The 14959-nt window shown below is 73.6% G+C and carries 12 protein-coding genes; 5 read left to right on the top strand and 7 right to left on the bottom strand.

The features are described 5' to 3' along the window. Positions 1-103: 103 nt before the first annotated feature. Positions 104-646 (bottom strand): transcriptional regulator NrdR, encoded by a 543-nt coding sequence (gene nrdR, locus ASE27_RS09030; RefSeq protein WP_056648812.1) that lies wholly within the window; start codon positions 644-646, stop codon positions 104-106. A gap of 396 nt (positions 647-1042) precedes the next feature. Further along, positions 1043-1414 (bottom strand): LysM peptidoglycan-binding domain-containing protein, encoded by a 372-nt coding sequence (locus ASE27_RS09025; protein ID WP_056648810.1) that lies wholly within the window; start codon positions 1412-1414, stop codon positions 1043-1045. A gap of 298 nt (positions 1415-1712) precedes the next feature. Here ASE27_RS09025 and lexA point away from each other — a divergent pair, with 298 nt between their 5' ends. Next, on the top strand, positions 1713-2462 hold the full coding sequence (gene lexA / locus ASE27_RS09020; protein WP_056648808.1) for a transcriptional repressor LexA: 750 nt from the start codon (positions 1713-1715) through the stop codon (positions 2460-2462). A 131-nt stretch (positions 2463-2593) separates the two neighbouring features. Here the strand turns inward: lexA and ASE27_RS09015 are convergent, their stop codons facing one another. The 3 genes from ASE27_RS09015 to hflX form a co-directional block, all read right to left on the bottom strand. Beyond that, positions 2594-3547, bottom strand: coding sequence for an L-lactate dehydrogenase (locus ASE27_RS09015; protein ID WP_056648806.1), 954 nt, complete (start codon positions 3545-3547; stop codon positions 2594-2596). A 79-nt stretch (positions 3548-3626) separates the two neighbouring features. Continuing rightward, complete coding sequence (locus ASE27_RS09010; RefSeq protein ID WP_056648804.1) at positions 3627-5684, bottom strand: ATP-dependent DNA helicase; 2058 nt, start codon at positions 5682-5684, stop codon at positions 3627-3629. Positions 5685-5839: 155 nt separating this feature from the next. Continuing rightward, a complete protein-coding gene (gene hflX / locus ASE27_RS09005) occupies positions 5840-7372 on the bottom strand; it encodes a GTPase HflX (RefSeq protein ID WP_056648802.1) in 1533 nt (510 codons plus the stop codon). Positions 7373-7597: 225 nt separating this feature from the next. On the opposite strand from hflX, the gene ASE27_RS09000 reads away from it, so the two are divergent. Continuing rightward, on the top strand, positions 7598-8260 hold the full coding sequence (locus tag ASE27_RS09000; protein WP_056648800.1) for a class I SAM-dependent methyltransferase: 663 nt from the start codon (positions 7598-7600) through the stop codon (positions 8258-8260). A 100-nt stretch (positions 8261-8360) separates the two neighbouring features. On the opposite strand, the gene ASE27_RS08995 is transcribed toward ASE27_RS09000, so the two are convergent. Further along, a complete protein-coding gene (locus ASE27_RS08995) occupies positions 8361-9353 on the bottom strand; it encodes a diaminopimelate epimerase (protein ID WP_056648798.1) in 993 nt (330 codons plus the stop codon). After that, the gene (miaA, locus tag ASE27_RS08990) at positions 9350-10303 is read right to left on the bottom strand and encodes a tRNA (adenosine(37)-N6)-dimethylallyltransferase MiaA (protein ID WP_056648796.1); all 954 of its coding nucleotides are present in this window, start codon (positions 10301-10303) and stop codon (positions 9350-9352) included. Before miaA ends, ASE27_RS08995 begins: the two co-directional genes overlap by 4 nt. A gap of 205 nt (positions 10304-10508) precedes the next feature. Here miaA and ASE27_RS08985 point away from each other — a divergent pair, with 205 nt between their 5' ends. From ASE27_RS08985 to ASE27_RS08975, 3 genes are read left to right on the top strand one after another with little or no spacing between them, the layout of a single operon-like run. Beyond that, a complete protein-coding gene (locus tag ASE27_RS08985; protein WP_056648794.1) occupies positions 10509-11009 on the top strand; it encodes a YbjN domain-containing protein in 501 nt (166 codons plus the stop codon). Next, complete coding sequence (locus ASE27_RS08980) at positions 11006-12919, top strand: HSP90 family protein (RefSeq protein WP_056648792.1); 1914 nt, start codon at positions 11006-11008, stop codon at positions 12917-12919. Before ASE27_RS08985 ends, ASE27_RS08980 begins: the two co-directional genes overlap by 4 nt. Then, on the top strand, positions 12916-14949 hold the full coding sequence (locus ASE27_RS08975) for a hypothetical protein (RefSeq protein ID WP_056648789.1): 2034 nt from the start codon (positions 12916-12918) through the stop codon (positions 14947-14949). Before ASE27_RS08980 ends, ASE27_RS08975 begins: the two co-directional genes overlap by 4 nt. Positions 14950-14959 lie beyond the last annotated feature (10 nt).

The following is a 14959-nucleotide window of genomic DNA, read 5'->3' as shown; positions in this document are numbered from 1 at the left end:
ACACTCCGTCCCGTCCCGGTCCGCGCCGACGGAGCACGGGACGCATCGTCCGCGCCGACCAAGCGCGGCACGCGTGGCGCGCGAGCACGGCGCCACGCCCGGCTCAGGCCAGGTGCGAGGCCTCCCCCGCGGGCGCAGGGTCCTGCTCGACGTCGATCCCCTCGGAGCCGTCGCGTCCGCGCACCGCATCCTCCCGAGCCTCGCGCTCGGCGCGCAGCGAGTTGATCGCGGTCTCGAAGTCCTCGAGCGAGTCGAAGGCCTGGTAGACGCTCGCGAAGCGCAGGTAGGCGACCTCGTCGAGCTCGCGCAGCGGGCCGAGGATGGCCAGGCCGATCTCGTAGGCGTCGAGCTCGGCGCTGCCGCCGGCCCGCAGCGACTCCTCGACGCGCTGGGCCAGCACCGCGAGGTCGTCCTCGTTGACCGGTCGCCCCTGGCAGGCCTTGCGCACGCCCGTCACGATCTTCTCCCGGCTGAACGGCTCGGTCACCCCCGAACGCTTGACCACGGACAGGCTCGCGGTCTCGATCGTGGTGAAGCGCCGGTTGCACGCGGGGCACTGGCGGCGACGGCGGATCGATGCCCCGTCGTCGGAGGTCCGTGAGTCGACGACCCGAGAGTCCGCGTGCCGGCAGAACGGACAGTGCATGGGAAAGGTCTCCTGTGCTGGTCGGCCTGGCTCCGGAGCGGCCGCTCCGGAGGTGCGCCCCGAACGTACGTCGCCCGCTCGGCGACATGCAAGGCGCCCCGCCCCGGGCATCGGTCACAAACGGAGAACGGAGGTGGCCGGCAACCGGCCACCTCCGTCGGGACGCCCCCGTCCCCATCTCACGTCCGCGACTCGCCTCGCAGACGTCGACGCAACTGCGGAGACGCGGCAGTGCGCGCCTCCTCCCCACCGACCGACCCCCCAGCCGGGTTGGTGAGGCAGTACTAACTTAGGGGAACCTAAGGGCAGTGCGCAACCCCTGTCTCACACGCAAACCTGCCGAGACGCGGCACCAGAGCCCCGGCGAGCGCTGGCCTGAACCGCCGGAGCAGCCCGTCACCCCTCGCCCACCGGGAGCAGCAGCTGCTGCCCGACCTCGAGACTGGCCGACGAGAGCCCGTTGAGGGCCATCAGCTCGTCGACGACGTCACGCACGTCCCGGTCGCCCCCGGCCAGCGCTGCGGCGTGCTGCCAGAGCGTCTCGCCGGCCTGGACCGCGTGCACCGTGACCTCGCGCGGCTCCCCCGGGCCCGAGGCGAAGGCCTTGCCGCCCCACAGCACGACGAGCGCCATGAGCCCGAGGACGAGCGCCGTCAGGACGACCCGACCGCGGAGCGTGAGACGGAGGGGACCCTCCGACGCCGGCATCGGCACGGACGCCTGACGCCTCGCCGTACGCCACTCGTCCATCGACACCACTGCGCTCATGTCCACTCCTTCGCCAGGGGTGCCCGAACCGCCTTCCCCGGTCGGTTCGAACACCTGTACGTCGAACATCTGTACGATTTCTATCACCGACTGCACGCGTTGTCGAGACATGCTCGAACATGTGTTTGATTCGTGTCGCGTGGTGACCTACCCTGGACCTGTACCGGTCGTCCGATATGTCGGGCCCCTTCGGGGCGCGCGCAGGCGGCCGGGAGCTCTACCAGGAGGAGGCGGCGCCGCTCTCGGCGCACCCTCCGCAGGACAAGGACCGGAACGGCCGAGCAGGGCGGAGACGACGATGGCGGGACGGGTGGCCGACACCACGGGCAGGCTCGCGAAGGTGCACGAGCTCCCCGACCCTGCGACGGGCGGGGACGGGCTCACTGCGCGTCAGCGCCTGGTCCTCGAGACGATCCGGTCGTCGGTCGAGCAGCGCGGCTACCCGCCGAGCATGCGCGAGATCGGCGAGGCCGTCGGCCTGACCAGCCCGTCGAGCGTCAAGCACCAGCTGACGACGCTCGAGCGCAAGGGCTACCTGCGCCGCGACCCGAATCGTCCTCGGGCCATCGAGGTCGTCCAGACCGACGACTCGCGCGGGATCAGGGCTCTGCCAGGCAGCGGCTTCCCGCGCGTGGAGGGCGTGGATCCCGCCGAGGAGTCCCCCGAGCGCCCCACCCCGTCGTACGTCCCCGTCGTGGGGCGCATCGCGGCCGGTGGCCCCATCCTCGCGGAGCAGGTCGTCGAGGACGTGTTCCCGCTGCCCCGCCAGCTCGTGGGCGACGGTGAGCTCTTCCTGCTGCGCGTGTCGGGAGACTCCATGATCGACGCAGCGATCTGCGACGGCGACTGGGTCGTCGTCCGTCGCCAGCCCGTCGCGGAGAACGGTGAGATCGTGGCCGCGATGATCGACGGCGAGGCGACCGTCAAGACCTTCAAGCGCATCGACGGGCACGTGTGGCTCATGCCGCACAACGAGGCGTACCGCCCGCTGTCCGGCGACGACGCGCAGGTCCTCGGCCGCGTCGTCTCGGTCCTGCGCAGCCTCTGACCTGCTCGCCTCTCGACGCCCCTGTTCCTGCACGACGAAGGGGACGGCCGCACCGGCCGTCCCCTTCGTCGTGCCCCGGGCACCGCCTGTCGGCGGTCCTCGGCCCCCTCGCGGGAGTCAGCTCTGGCGCGTCACAGCCCGAAGCTCTTCGCGACCGCGCGCACCGAGTCCGCGGACGAGCGCAGCCCGGCGAGCTCGATGTCGGACAGCGGGACCTCGATCCGCTCCCCGCACCCTCGCCGCTCCAGCAGCGACGGCACGGACAGGCACACGTCGCTGATCCCGTGGAAGTCGTCGAGGAGCGAGGAGACGGGCAGGACGCGGTGCTCGTCGTCGAGGATCGCCTCGATGATGCGGGTGGCGGCGAGCGCGACCGCATAGTTGGTCGCGCCCTTGCCCTCGATGATGCGGTAGGCCGACTGCACGACCTCGTGCGCGATGTCCTCACGCACCTCGGCGGTGAGCGGCCCACGGCCCGTGAGCCCCTGCCAGTCGAGCAGCGGCACGCCGCTGATGGTCGCCGAGCTCCAGAGCGGGATCTCGCTGTCGCCGTGCTCGCCCGCGATGTAGGCGTGGACGTTCTGCACCGCGACACCGCAGTGCTGCGCGACCAGGAAGCGCAGGCGGGAGGAGTCCAGGACAGTCCCGCTGCCGAAGAGCTGGTTGGACGGCAGCCCCGAGTACTTGAGCGCCGCGTACGTCACGACGTCGACCGGGTTGGTCACCATGATGTAGATCGCGTTGGGCGCGACCTCGACGAGCCCCGGCAGGATGTTGCGGACCAGGGAGATGGTCGCCCCCGCGAGGTCCAGGCGCGTCTGCCCGGGCTTCTGCTTGGCGCCCGCGGTGAAGACGACGACGTCGGCGTCGGCGCACACCGCGACGTCGTCGGAGCCCTCGACCTTGGCCATGGGCATGAACTGGATGCCGTGCTGGAGGTCGAGGACCTCGGCCTCCACCTTGGTCTTGTTGATGTCGAGGAGGCTCACGGTGTGAGCGGCCCCTCGCATGAGCGCCGCGTAGGCGAGGGTCGATCCGACGGAACCTGCGCCGACGATCGCGAGCTTGGTGGTACGGGCGGGCACTGTGCCTCCTGGACGTTGTGCGACGGACCTCGAGCCTCCGCCGGACGGAGACCGCGTCCACCGCGTGGACTGCCGGGTCTCAGCCTAGGGCGGAGAGGCGCTCGAGCGCAGAGAGGACGACACGTCGGTCGGTCGTGGTCCAGAAGTCCGGCATCGACTTGGTCAGGTAGGAACCGTAGCGAGCCGTCGCGAGGCGCGGGTCGAGGACGGCGACGACACCGCGGTCCGCGGTCGACCGGATGAGCCGCCCTGCACCCTGGGCGAGCAGCAGCGCCGCATGGTTGGCCGAGACCTGCATGAAGCCGTTGCCCCCCGCGGCCTCCACTGCGCGGGCGCGGGCCGACTTCACCGGGTCGTCGGGCCGGGGGAACGGGATCCGGTCGATGAGCACGAGCTGACAGCTGGGGCCCGGCACGTCCACGCCCTGCCACAACGAGAGCGTGCCGAACAGGCACGTCTGCGGGTCTGCGGCGAACTCCTTGACGAGCGTGGGCAGCTGGTCGTCGCCCTGGCACAGGACCGGGACGTCGAGCCGTTCGCGCATTGCCTCGGCGACCGCGAGCGCCGCGCGCCGCGACGAGAACAGGCCCAGCGTCCGCCCGCCCGCCGCGGTGATGAGGTCGGCGATCTCGTCGAGCTGCCCGTCGGTGGCCGCCTCGCGGCCGGGCTGGGGCAGGTGCTTGGCGATGTAGAGGATGCCCTGCTGGGGGTAGTCGAACGGGCTGCCGACGTCCAGGCCGCTCCAGGTGGCACCGTCGTCGTCGAGCCCGAGCGAGCGGGCAACGGGGTCGAACGTCCCCCCGAGCGCGAGCGTCGCCGACGTGAAGACGCCCGTGCGCTCGGTCAGGAGGTTGGTTCGGATGAGCCCGGCCACCGCGAGCGGCGCGGCGTGCAGCTTGCTCACGCCGTCCCCGCTCCAGCGGCCGTCCTCGCCGGCGCGCGAGCACCACAGGACGTCGTGCCCCGTGGGGTCCTGCGCCATGCGCTCGGCGATCTCGAAGACCTGGAGCATGGTGGCCTGGGCCATCTTCATCCCGGTGTCCGGCTGCGCCTGGGGCCCGCCCGAGGTGTCCGGCTTGAGCGCGCTGAGCACCGTGCGCGCCGCGTCGCGGACCGCCGCGACGGCCGAGCGCGCGTCGTCGGGCAGGCCGTCCGGGAAGCGCTCCGCGGGCAGCGCGGCGACCACGGTCCCGAACGCGCCGATCGCGAGGTCCAGGTCGGTCGTCTGCACTCCCCCGTGGCGACGTGCGAGCCGCGCGGCGTGCTCGATGATGGGCACCGAGAGGTCCGCGGTCGCAGCGGCCGTGACGCGGTCGCTCAGCTCGTGGGCCTCGTCGACGACGACCACCCCGTGCTCGGGCAGGACGCCGGGCGAGCCCGACGCGGCGATACCGAGCATCGCGTGGTTGGTCACCACGACGTCTGCCTCGCGCGCGCTCGTGCGGGCCTGGTCGGGGAAGCAGTCGTCGATGAGCGGGCACTTGGCCCCCAGGCACTCGAGGGCCGTGACCGAGACCTGCCGCCAGGCCTTGTCCGAGACACCGGGCACCAGGTCGTCGCGGTCCCCCGTCGTGGTCTCCTGGGCCCATTCGCGCAACCGCACGACCTGCTCGCCCAGCGCAGCGGCCCCCGAGGCCGCACCCGGGGCCGGGTGCTCCGCGACGCCCGCGCGCTCACCCCCCGTGGGCAGGTCGAACAGCGTGGGCTCGTCGGCCGGGTAGCCCCCCTCGATCTTGTGCTGGCACAGGTAGTTGTGCCAGCCCTTGAGGAGAGCGATGCGGGGCTCGCGCGGGAGCCTGTCCGCGACGGCCTGGGCGACGAGCGGGAGGTCGCGCGTGATGATCTGGCGCTGGAGCGCGAGGGTCGCGGTCGAGACGATGACCCGCTCGTCCTCGCACACCGCATGGCGCACCGCGGGCACGAGGTAGCCGAGCGACTTCCCGGTGCCGGTGCCCGCCTGGACCAGCAGGTGGTCCGGGCCGCCCGAGCCGTCGATCGCGGTCGCGACGCTCACGGCCATCTGGTGCTGGCCCGCGCGGCGTCCGCCGCCGAGGGCACCGACCGCGAGGTCGAGCAGCTCCTCGACGTCAGGGGTCGCAGAGCCCGTGGTCAGGGTGGTGGTGGTCTCCTCGGGCACCCCGGAAGTCTACGGTGACCCTCCGACACGACGGGCCCGCGGCCGGCGAGGGCCGGGCCGCACGAGGCTCCCGCGAGGCGCCCGGAAGAGCGCCAGACCGCGGCCCCCTGGCACGCGCTGGGGCCCGGCTCCTCTGAGCCCGGGCCCCTGCGCGCTCAGGCGCGGACGGCGACGGCGTGGAGCTCGAGCGCGAGCCCCTCGTCGACCCGGGCGAGCAGGCGCGTGCCCGTCTCGACGTGCTCCTCGAGGTCGATCTCGCCCGTGAGGTGCACGCGGTTGACCAGGTCGCCGCGGTGGTAGGGCACCACGAGGTCGACCGAGACGTCGGGCCGCGGCAGCTCGTCGGAGATGAGCTGGAGCAGGTCGTCGATCCCCTGCCCGGTGTGCGCCGAGACCACGATCGTGCGCCGTTCGCGGCCACGGATGCGCGCCACGACGTCGGGGTCGGCGATGTCGACCTTGTTGAGCACGACGACCTCGAGCACCTGGTCGATGCCCGGGATGTCCGCGAGGACGTGCCGGACCGCGGCGATCTGTCCCTCGGGGTCGGGGTGCGACGCGTCGACCACGTGCAGCAGCAGGTCGGCCTGGCCGACCTCCTCGAGCGTCGAGCGGAACGCCTCGACGAGCTGGTGCGGCAGCGCGCGGACGAACCCGACCGTGTCCGCGAGCGTGTAGACGCGCCCGTCCTCGGTCTGCGCGCGCCGCACCGTGGGGTCGAGCGTCGCGAACAGCGCGTTCTCGACGAGCACGCCGGCGCCGGTCAGCGCGTTGAGCAGGCTCGACTTGCCGGCGTTGGTGTACCCGGCGATCGCGACCGACGGGATGGCGTGGCGCTTGCGCGAGGACCGCTTGGTCTCGCGCGCGGGGGCCATCGCCGCGATCTCGCGCCGCAGCTTGGTCATGCGGTCGCGGATACGACGGCGGTCGAGCTCGATCTTGGTCTCACCGGGTCCGCGCGAGCCCATGCCGGCTCCCGCGCCACCGACCTGGCCACCGGCCTGGCGGGACATCGACTCGCCCCAGCCGCGCAGGCGCGGGAGCAGGTACTCGAGCTGGGCGAGCTCGACCTGCGCCTTGCCCTCCCGGGACTTGGCGTGCTGGGCGAAGATGTCGAGGATCAGCGCGGTCCGGTCGACGACCTTGACCTTGACGATGTCCTCGAGCGCACGCCGCTGCGAGGGGGCGAGCTCGCCGTCGATCACGACCGTGTCCGCTCCCGTGGCTGCGACGACCGCGGCCAGCTCGGCGGCCTTGCCCGAGCCCAGGTACGTCCCGGGGTCCGGCTTCTGGCGACGCTGGAGCACGCCGTCGAGCACCTGGGAGCCCGCCGTCTCGGCGAGCGCCGCGAGCTCGCGCAGCGAGACCTCGGCCTCGGCCGCCGCGGCGTCGCCGCTGCCCGTGTAGAGGCCCACAAGCACGACCTTCTCGAGGCGCAGCTGGCGGTACTCGACCTCGGTGACGTCCTCGAGCTCGGTCGAGAGGTTCGCGACCCGTCGCAGCGCGGTGCGCTCGGCGAGCTCGAGCTGCTCGCCGTCGTAGACGGAGTGCTGGGTGCCCCCCTCGGCGCGCGCGGTCCCCGCCCGAGCGAGCACCCGTGCCACGACGTCTCCGGCGATGTCGCGCTCGGGGCGCTCCACGGTCTCCGGTGAGGTCTCGGGGGTGGGGTTCGCAGGGGTCTGGGTCATGGGCCGCCTTTCAGCTGAGGGTCCGGGCCCCGGGTCCGTGTGACCTGGGCCGGTCGACGTCGTCCGGAAGACGTTCCGGTCGGCATGTCGTACAACAAGCGTGGCACGCCGGATCGTCCCGACGCGAACCTATTCGCCGCGAGCGCAGCCTCTCACGCCCTGCGCGGCGCGTGAACCGTCCACCCGGGACGGTCCCGGGCGGGTCTCCCGATAGGATCGACCCTCGTGACGACCACCCCTGACGCGACGCCCGAGCCCTCCCCGGACCACTACTTCACGGCGCGGCCCGCGTCCGCCGAGGAACGTCGGGAGCTCACGGTCCGGCTCGCGGGACGCGAGGTCACGGTCGAGGTCGCGTCGGGCATCTTCTCCCCGGGCCGCCTGGACCTGGGGACTCAGGTCCTCCTGCGGTCCGTCCCGGACCTCCCGCCCGCTGCGTCCGGGCCCGACGGCGCCGCGCACCTCCTCGACCTGGGCTGCGGCTGGGGCCCGGTCGCCCTGAGCATGGCGATCGAGTCGCCCGGCGCGACCGTGTGGGCGGTCGACGTCAACGAGCGGGCTCTCGACCTGGTGCGGCGCAACGCCGCCCGCCTGGGCCTGGAGAACGTGCGCGCGGTCCGCCCCGAGGACGTCCCCGAGGACGTCCGGTTCGCCGCGATCTGGTCCAACCCGCCCATCCGGGTCGGCAAGGAGGTGCTGCACGACATGCTGCTGCACTGGCTGCCGCGCCTCGAGCCCGGCACCGAGGCCTATCTCGTGGTGCAGCGCAACCTGGGCGCCGACTCCCTCATGGCGTGGCTGGACGAGCACCTCGACGACGACCTGTCGGTGAGCAAGCTCGCGAGCGCCAAGGGGTTCCGCGTCCTCGAGGTCACGCGCGCGGGCTGAGCTCGCAGTTCCGGCGCCGCCGTCCGCCCTGCCGACGGGTCCCGCGCCCGACGCGCGCCGAGCACGAGGGTGCGCTCCGCCGTCGGGCCCCTGGGTGCGGTCAGCGCCCGAACGCCGCCAGGTCGATCTCTCCCCCGAACACGATCTCCGCGGGACCGGCCAGCTCGACGCGACCGCCCTCGAGGGCCGTCACGCGCACCGTGCCGCCCGGCACGTCGACCAGCCACACGTCGGGAGACTGCGGGCCCCCCCATGCCCGGACCGCGAGCGCCGCGGCGCACGCGCCCGTGCCGCAGGACTCGGTCTCTCCCACGCCGCGCTCGTGCACGCGCATGCGCAGGCGCCCGACGACGGTCCCGTCGACCGAGACCTCCTCGCCGAGGGGCACGACGAGCTCGACGTTCGTACCGTGCGGGGGCAGCGGCGAGACCACGGGGACCTCGGACAGGTCGGCGGCCTCGAGCTCGGCCTCGTGCGGCAGCGCGAGCACCGTGTGCGGGTTGCCCAGGTCGACGCTCAGCGCGGGCCGGGCGACCTCCCAGCCCTTGACCGCGACCTCGGCGTCGAAGCCCTCGTCGAGGGCCGTGCGCCCGCCCGGCAGGAACCAGGGGCCCATGTCGACCGCGTACCACCCGCCGGCCTCCTTGCGCACGTACTTGACCCCGGCGCGCGTGCCCACGGCGAGCACCCGCGGAGCCGTGGAGGTTGCCGGGCCGTCGGAGGACCCCGCGTCGTCGGTCGCGGTGTGGGTGGGCGTGAGGTCCACGAGCCCCAGGCGCTCGGCGAAGGCCGCGAAGACGCGCACCCCGTTGCCGCACATCTCGGCGATCGAGCCGTCCGCGTTGCGGTAGTCCATGAACCAGATCGCCTCGGGGTCCTCGGCGAGGACCGCCGCGGACTCCGGCACGTAGGCCGTGGGGACCAGCCGGATCACCCCGTCACCGCCGATGCCCGCGCGGCGGTCCGTGAGCGCCCGGACCTGCTCGGCGTCGAGGTCTCGGCTCCCCTCGAGGTCCGCGAGCAGGACGAAGTCGTTGCGGGTCCCGTGGCCCTTGGCGAAGCGGGTCGTCGGACGGGGCGGCGGCAGGCTCATGAGCCCAGACTACGGCGCGTCGGACGCTCGTCCGTGCGCGTGTCCAGGGTGCCGTCGTCGCCCGCGCGGACGATCTCCAGGGCGTCGGCCAGGAGCGTGGGCGACTGCGCGTCGAGCCAGTGCACGCGCGGGTCACGACCGAACCAGCCCATCTGCTTGCGGGCCAGCCGGCGCGTGTTCGCGGTGATCTGCTCGCGGGCCCCGTCGGCCGTGATCTCCCCGCGCAGGTGGGCCAGGACCTCGGCGTAGCCGACCGCGCGCTCGGCGGTGCGGCCCAGGTGCGGCGCGAGCGCACGGACCTCGTCGAGCAGTCCCTGCTCCCACATGCGCTCGACCCGACCGGCCACGCGGGCGTCGAGCGTCTCGCGGTCGCAGTCGAGACCGATCTGGACCGCGGGGCGCACGTACTCCTGGCGCGGGAGGTTCGCGGTGAACGGTTCGCCCGTGATCTCGATGACCTCGAGTGCCCGCACGATGCGACGGGTGTTGGCGGGGCCGATCGACGTCGCGGCGCCGGGGTCGAGCCGCGCGAGCTCGGCGTGCAGCGCCCGTGCTCCCTCGCGCTCGGCGCGCGCCTCGAGGCGCGCGCGGACGTCCGGGTCGGTGCCCGGGAAGTTCATCTCGTCGAGCAGTGCCCGCACGTACAGGCCCGAGCCGCCGACGACGACCGCGCGAGCGCCCCGGGCGTCGATCGCGTCGAGGTCCGCGCGGGCCGAGGCCTGGTAGTCGGCGACCGAGGCGTCCTCGCGGGGGTCCAGCACGTCGAGCTGGTGGTGGACGATCCCGCGACGCTCGGCGACCGGGACCTTCGCGGTCCCCACGTCCATGCCGCGGTAGAGCTGGTAGGCGTCGGCGTTGACGACCTCGGCAGGGGTGAGGGCCTGGGCGAGGTCGAGGGCGAGGTCCGACTTCCCGGTCGCGGTGGGGCCGACGACGGCGACGATGAGCATCCGAGAACCGTACCCGGCGGGCGAGCCCCGGTGCCCCGCCCCGGCTCGGGGCAGGGCTCCGCGCAGGCGGGCTGCCCCTTGTGTCGCCCCTGTCCCTGTGTGGGTGGACCTGCGTAGGCTCCTCGGGTGGCCACCGGCAGACCGGTACGTCACGCTCCGCCCCGCGCTGCCCTGCGCGCCCCACGAGACGACGAGGAATCGAGACATGAGCTTCTTCTCCAAGCCGGACGAGACCCTTCCGCCCGCGAACGCACCGCTCTCGCGGGACCGCATCGAGGCGATCCTCACGAGCAAGGGCTGGAACTACGGCATCGACGACGACGGCGACCTGGGCGGCAGCTGGGACGGCAACGTCTTCTACTTCTTCGTGATGGGGACCAAGGACGAGATCCTGCAGGTCCGCGGCCGGTGGAGCCGCACCCTCTCGGCCGCCGACCAGGCGCAGGTGGCGCTGCTCGCCAACGAGGTCAACCAGAGCAAGATCTGGCCCAAGGTCTACTCGCGCGTCGAGGGGGACCAGCTCGGCGTCTACGCCGAGGTCTCGACGGACCTCGAGTTCGGTGTCGCGGACGACCAGCTCGGGCAGCTCGTCGAGTGCGGTCTGTTCTCCGGCCTCCAGTTCTTCGAGCAGCTCGACGAGCGCTTCCCTGCCCCGGACGCCGGGCCCGCGGACGCGAACGTCTACGTCGAGGACCGCCCGCTTTGACGAGCACGTTCCAGGTCGACCTGCACGGGGTCGTCGACCTCCTGGCACGTCACCTGTACTCGAGCCCCCGCGTCTACCTCCGCGAGCTCCTGCAGAACGGCGTGGACGCCATCACCGCGCGGCGCGGGCTCGCGGGCGAGGACGCGCCCGCGACGATCCGGCTCCGGCCGCTGCCCGACGGCGGGCTCGAGGTCGCCGACTCCGGGGTGGGGCTGACGCTCGCCGAGGCCGGTGAGCTGCTGGCCACGATCGGTCGCAGCTCCAAGCGCGACGTCGAGCTCGGCACGGGCCGCGAGGAGTTCCTGGGCCAGTTCGGGATCGGACTCCTGTCCGCGTTCATGGTCGCCGACGAGATCGAGCTCACGTCGCGCTCGGCGCGCTCCCTGCCCGACGGCGAGGCTCCGGCCCCGGTGCGCTGGCGCGGGTTCGCGGACGGCAGCTACGAGCTGACCGAGGTCGCGGCGGACGACCCCACGGTCCCTGCCGAGCCCGGGAGCATCGTCCGCCTGCGCCCGCGCCGCGACATGGAGCACTGGCTCGCCCCGGCGACCGTCACGGCCCTCGCCCAGGACTTCGGGTCGCTGCTGCCCGTGGACCTCCAGGTCGAGGTGCGCCTCGACCTGGACGACGGCACGCCGGGCCTGCGGGGCCCGTCAGCCGTCGACGGGGACACGCGCACGGTCTGGCGGCGCCTGACCGGCCACGAGCTGCCCTGGCAGGAGCGGCACGCCACCCCTGCCGAGCGCGACGCGGCCCTCACGCGCTACGCCGAGCAGACGCTCGGGTTCACCCCCCTCGCCCGGATCGACCTCGACATCCCCGTCGCGGGCCTGAGCGGGGTCGCGTACGTCCTGCCCGCCGCGGTGTCACCGACGACCCCCTCGAGCCATCGCGTGTATCTCAAGCGCATGCTCCTGGGCACCAAGGTCGACGACCTGCTGCCGCCCTGGGCGTTCTTCGTGCGCTGCGTGCTCGACGCCTCGGCGCTGCGCCCCACCGCGTCGCGCGAGGGGCTCTACGAGGACGAGGTCCTGCTCGCGACGCGAGAGGCCCTCGGAGCCCAGGTCCGGGCGTGGGCGCTGGCCACGCTCGCCGAGGACTCCCCCGCGGGCCGCGCGTTCCTGCGGGTGCACCACCTCGCGGTCCGCGCCCTCGCGCTCCAGGACGACGACATGCTGGACCTCGCGGCCCGGGTGCTCCCGTTCGAGACGACCGAGGGCACGGGCACGCTCACGGACCTGCAGGCGGCGCTCCCCGAGGGCGCGCGCCTGCTGTGGACCCCCAGCGTCGAGGAGTTCCGGCGGGTCGCGCCGGTCGCCGCGGCCCAGGGGCTCGGGCTCGTCAACGGCGGGTACGTCTACGACGCAGACCTGCTCGAGCGCATCTCGACCCGCTTCCCCCGGTGGCGGCTGTCACCCGTGACCTCGAGCGACGTGTCCCAGGCGCTGCTGGAGGTCGACCCGCTGCGCGAGCTCGAGATCGCCGGCACGGTGCAGGCGATCGACGCCGCGCTCGCGCCCCAGGACTGCGAGGTGATCGTCCGGGCCTACGAGCCCTCGGTGCTGCCCGCGATGCTCCTGCACGACCGCGACGGCGACCACGAGCGCGAGGCCCGGGCGACGGTCGAGGCCGCCGACGACCTCTGGGGCCAGGTGCTCGCCGAGCTCTCGGGCCCTGCGCGCTCGCGCCAGCTCGTGCTCAACGACACCAACGACACGGTCCGTTCCCTCCTCGCGACCACGGACCCGCAGGTCCGTGAGGCGGGTGCCCAGTCGCTCTACGTCACGGCCCTGCTCCTGTCCGGACGACCCCTGCGGTCCTCCGAGGCGACCCTCATGAACGGTTCGCTCGCGGTCCTGCTCGACCGCGCGCTGCGCCCCGGCACCACCCCCCTGGAGGAGAACCGATGACCCGCTCGGTCCACGAGGCCAACGCAGCCCTGTCCCGCATCCGCGACCTGCCCTACGGGATCGCCCGGAGCACCGCGGCGGCCGGCGAGCTCGACGAGATCACGGCGAACGGCCCGGTCGAGGCTCGCGCCTACGCGCTGTTCGTCCTCGTCGAGTCCTACGTGTGGGGCAACGAGGTCACCAAGGCCTACCTGCCGTTCACCCAGCTCCTGCGGTGGTGGGACGAGCACCCCGAGCACTTCGACGAGCAGGATGCGCACTCGCTCTTCTGGTCGTTCAAGTGGATGGTCGGCAACCTCATGGACTTCCCGGCCGTCCCGGCCGCGCAGATCGACCGCACGCTCGACGACATGGAGCGCCGGTACGCGGTCGCGGGCAACGGCATGAACGCCGTGACCATGTCCCGCTTCCAGTGGGAGCGTTCGCGCGGGACGCAGGCCGTCGCGGCCGCGTACGAGGCGTGGGTCGCCACGCCGCGCGACGACTTCTCCCAGTGCGAGGCCTGCGAGCCCGGAGACCGTGCCGCCTATCTGTTCGACGTCGGTCGCACCGACGAGGGGGTCCGCCTCCTCGAGACCGTGCTGGCCGGGTCGCCCGAGTGCGCCACCGAGCCGGGCGACATGCTCTCCCACCTCCAGCTCGCCTACCTCGAGCAGGGACGAGCGGACAAGGCCGCGACCACCCACCGCCGAGGTCTGCGGCACCTCGACAACGGCGTGGCGATGACCGGCCCCCAGGGACGGCACATCGAGTTCCTGGCGCGGACGGGCAACGCCGAGCGGGCGATCGGTCGCCTCGTGGAGCAGCAGGACAACCTGCTGTCCGCCGACTCCCCGCGGGACCGGTGGTCGTTCCTGCTCAGCGTCGGGACCGCGACCGCGCTGCTGGTGCGCGAGCACGGGGACCGGAGCCTCGCGCTGCGCGAGGTCCCGGCATCGACGGTCGCGGGGCTCGACGCCTGGATCCGTTCGCAGGCGCTCGAGCTCGCGGCGGCCTTCGACGCGCGCAACGGCACGGACACCGCGACGCGGCGGACCGAGGCGGTGTGGGCGAGCACCCCGACCGTCCTGCCCGTGAGCCTGAGCGTGCTGACTGCTCCTTCGGGCGCGGCATCACCGGCCCCCGGGACGGGCCGTGCGGTGCCCGACGACGCCGCGCCCGTGGGCGTCGGGGAGCCCGGGCCGGGCGGCGCACCGACCGCGAGCACTGCCTCGGCCGCTACGGCGCGCACGGGCGGAGGCGCCACGGGCCCCGAGCTCGTCGCCCGCGCGAGCGAGGCAGCAGCGACGGACCCGGCGTCCGCGGCGCTGCTGTACCAGCAGGCAGCGGCGACGTTCGAGGCCCAGGGGCTGCTGGCCGACGCCGGCTTCGCCCTGGCGGAGGCCGCGCAGATCGCCGCTCTCGAGCAGGACCTCGACGGGGCGCTGACCGCGTTCCCGCGCGCCGTGGCCCTGCTGCGCGCGGGCGGGGTCGGGCCGGAGTTCAGGGGCCAGGTCGCGCGGGCCTTCGCCCGGTCGTCGGCCCGCGCGGGAGACCCGCTCGCGGGTCTGGTCGCGGTCGAGAAGGAGCTCGGGGACCTGGGCGGCCCCTTCGGCGCCGCGGCCGGAGGTGCGGGTGCGGCCGGCCACGAGCCCGGTGGCCTCGACGGAACGGGCGACGAGCCGTCGTCTCGCGCGGACGCCAGGTCCCGCGAGCGCCGTGAGCTCTCGGACACACGGGCCCGGCTGCTCGCCTCGACGGGCGAGCACGAGCAGGCGTCGGCAGCAGCCGAGGCCGTCGCCGAGGAGTACGCCCGGGCCGGTGACCTCCCGGGGGCCGCGCACGCGTTCTGGCTCGCCGGGACCACGCGCGCGGAGGCGGGCGACCCGGAGGGCGCCGTCGACGTGCTCGAGTCGGCGGTCGACGGGTTCCGGCTCGCGCGCGACCAGCGGTCGCGGGCGAGCGTGGGCAACGAGCTCGTCGCGATCCTGCACCGACTGGGCCGCGAGGACGCCGCCGCGCAGGTCGCGGCGACGCTGAGCGAGCGCTAGCAAGCGCTCC

This window comes from Oerskovia sp. Root918 (assembly GCF_001428945.1).
Classification (GTDB): domain Bacteria; phylum Actinomycetota; class Actinomycetes; order Actinomycetales; family Cellulomonadaceae; genus Oerskovia; species Oerskovia enterophila.
Note: the sequence above shows the minus strand (reverse complement) of the source record. Positions and strands in the feature narration are given on the sequence as shown.

Bases quoted from the DNA above. Each gene is read 5' to 3' on its own strand.
- ASE27_RS08995 (WP_056648798.1), bottom strand. From the start codon at position 9,353: ATGAGCCTGCCGCCGCCCCGTCCGACGACCCGCTTCGCCAAGGGCCAC.
- ASE27_RS08985 (WP_056648794.1), top strand. From the start codon at position 10,509: ATGAGCTTCTTCTCCAAGCCGGACGAGACCCTTCCGCCCGCGAACGCA.
- miaA (WP_056648796.1), bottom strand. From the start codon at position 10,303: ATGCTCATCGTCGCCGTCGTCGGCCCCACCGCGACCGGGAAGTCGGAC.
- ASE27_RS08975 (WP_056648789.1), top strand. From the start codon at position 12,916: ATGACCCGCTCGGTCCACGAGGCCAACGCAGCCCTGTCCCGCATCCGC.
- ASE27_RS09025 (WP_056648810.1), bottom strand. From the start codon at position 1,414: ATGAGCGCAGTGGTGTCGATGGACGAGTGGCGTACGGCGAGGCGTCAG.
- hflX (WP_056648802.1), bottom strand. From the start codon at position 7,372: ATGACCCAGACCCCTGCGAACCCCACCCCCGAGACCTCACCGGAGACC.
- nrdR (WP_056648812.1), bottom strand. From the start codon at position 646: ATGCACTGTCCGTTCTGCCGGCACGCGGACTCTCGGGTCGTCGACTCA.
- lexA (WP_056648808.1), top strand. From the start codon at position 1,713: ATGGCGGGACGGGTGGCCGACACCACGGGCAGGCTCGCGAAGGTGCAC.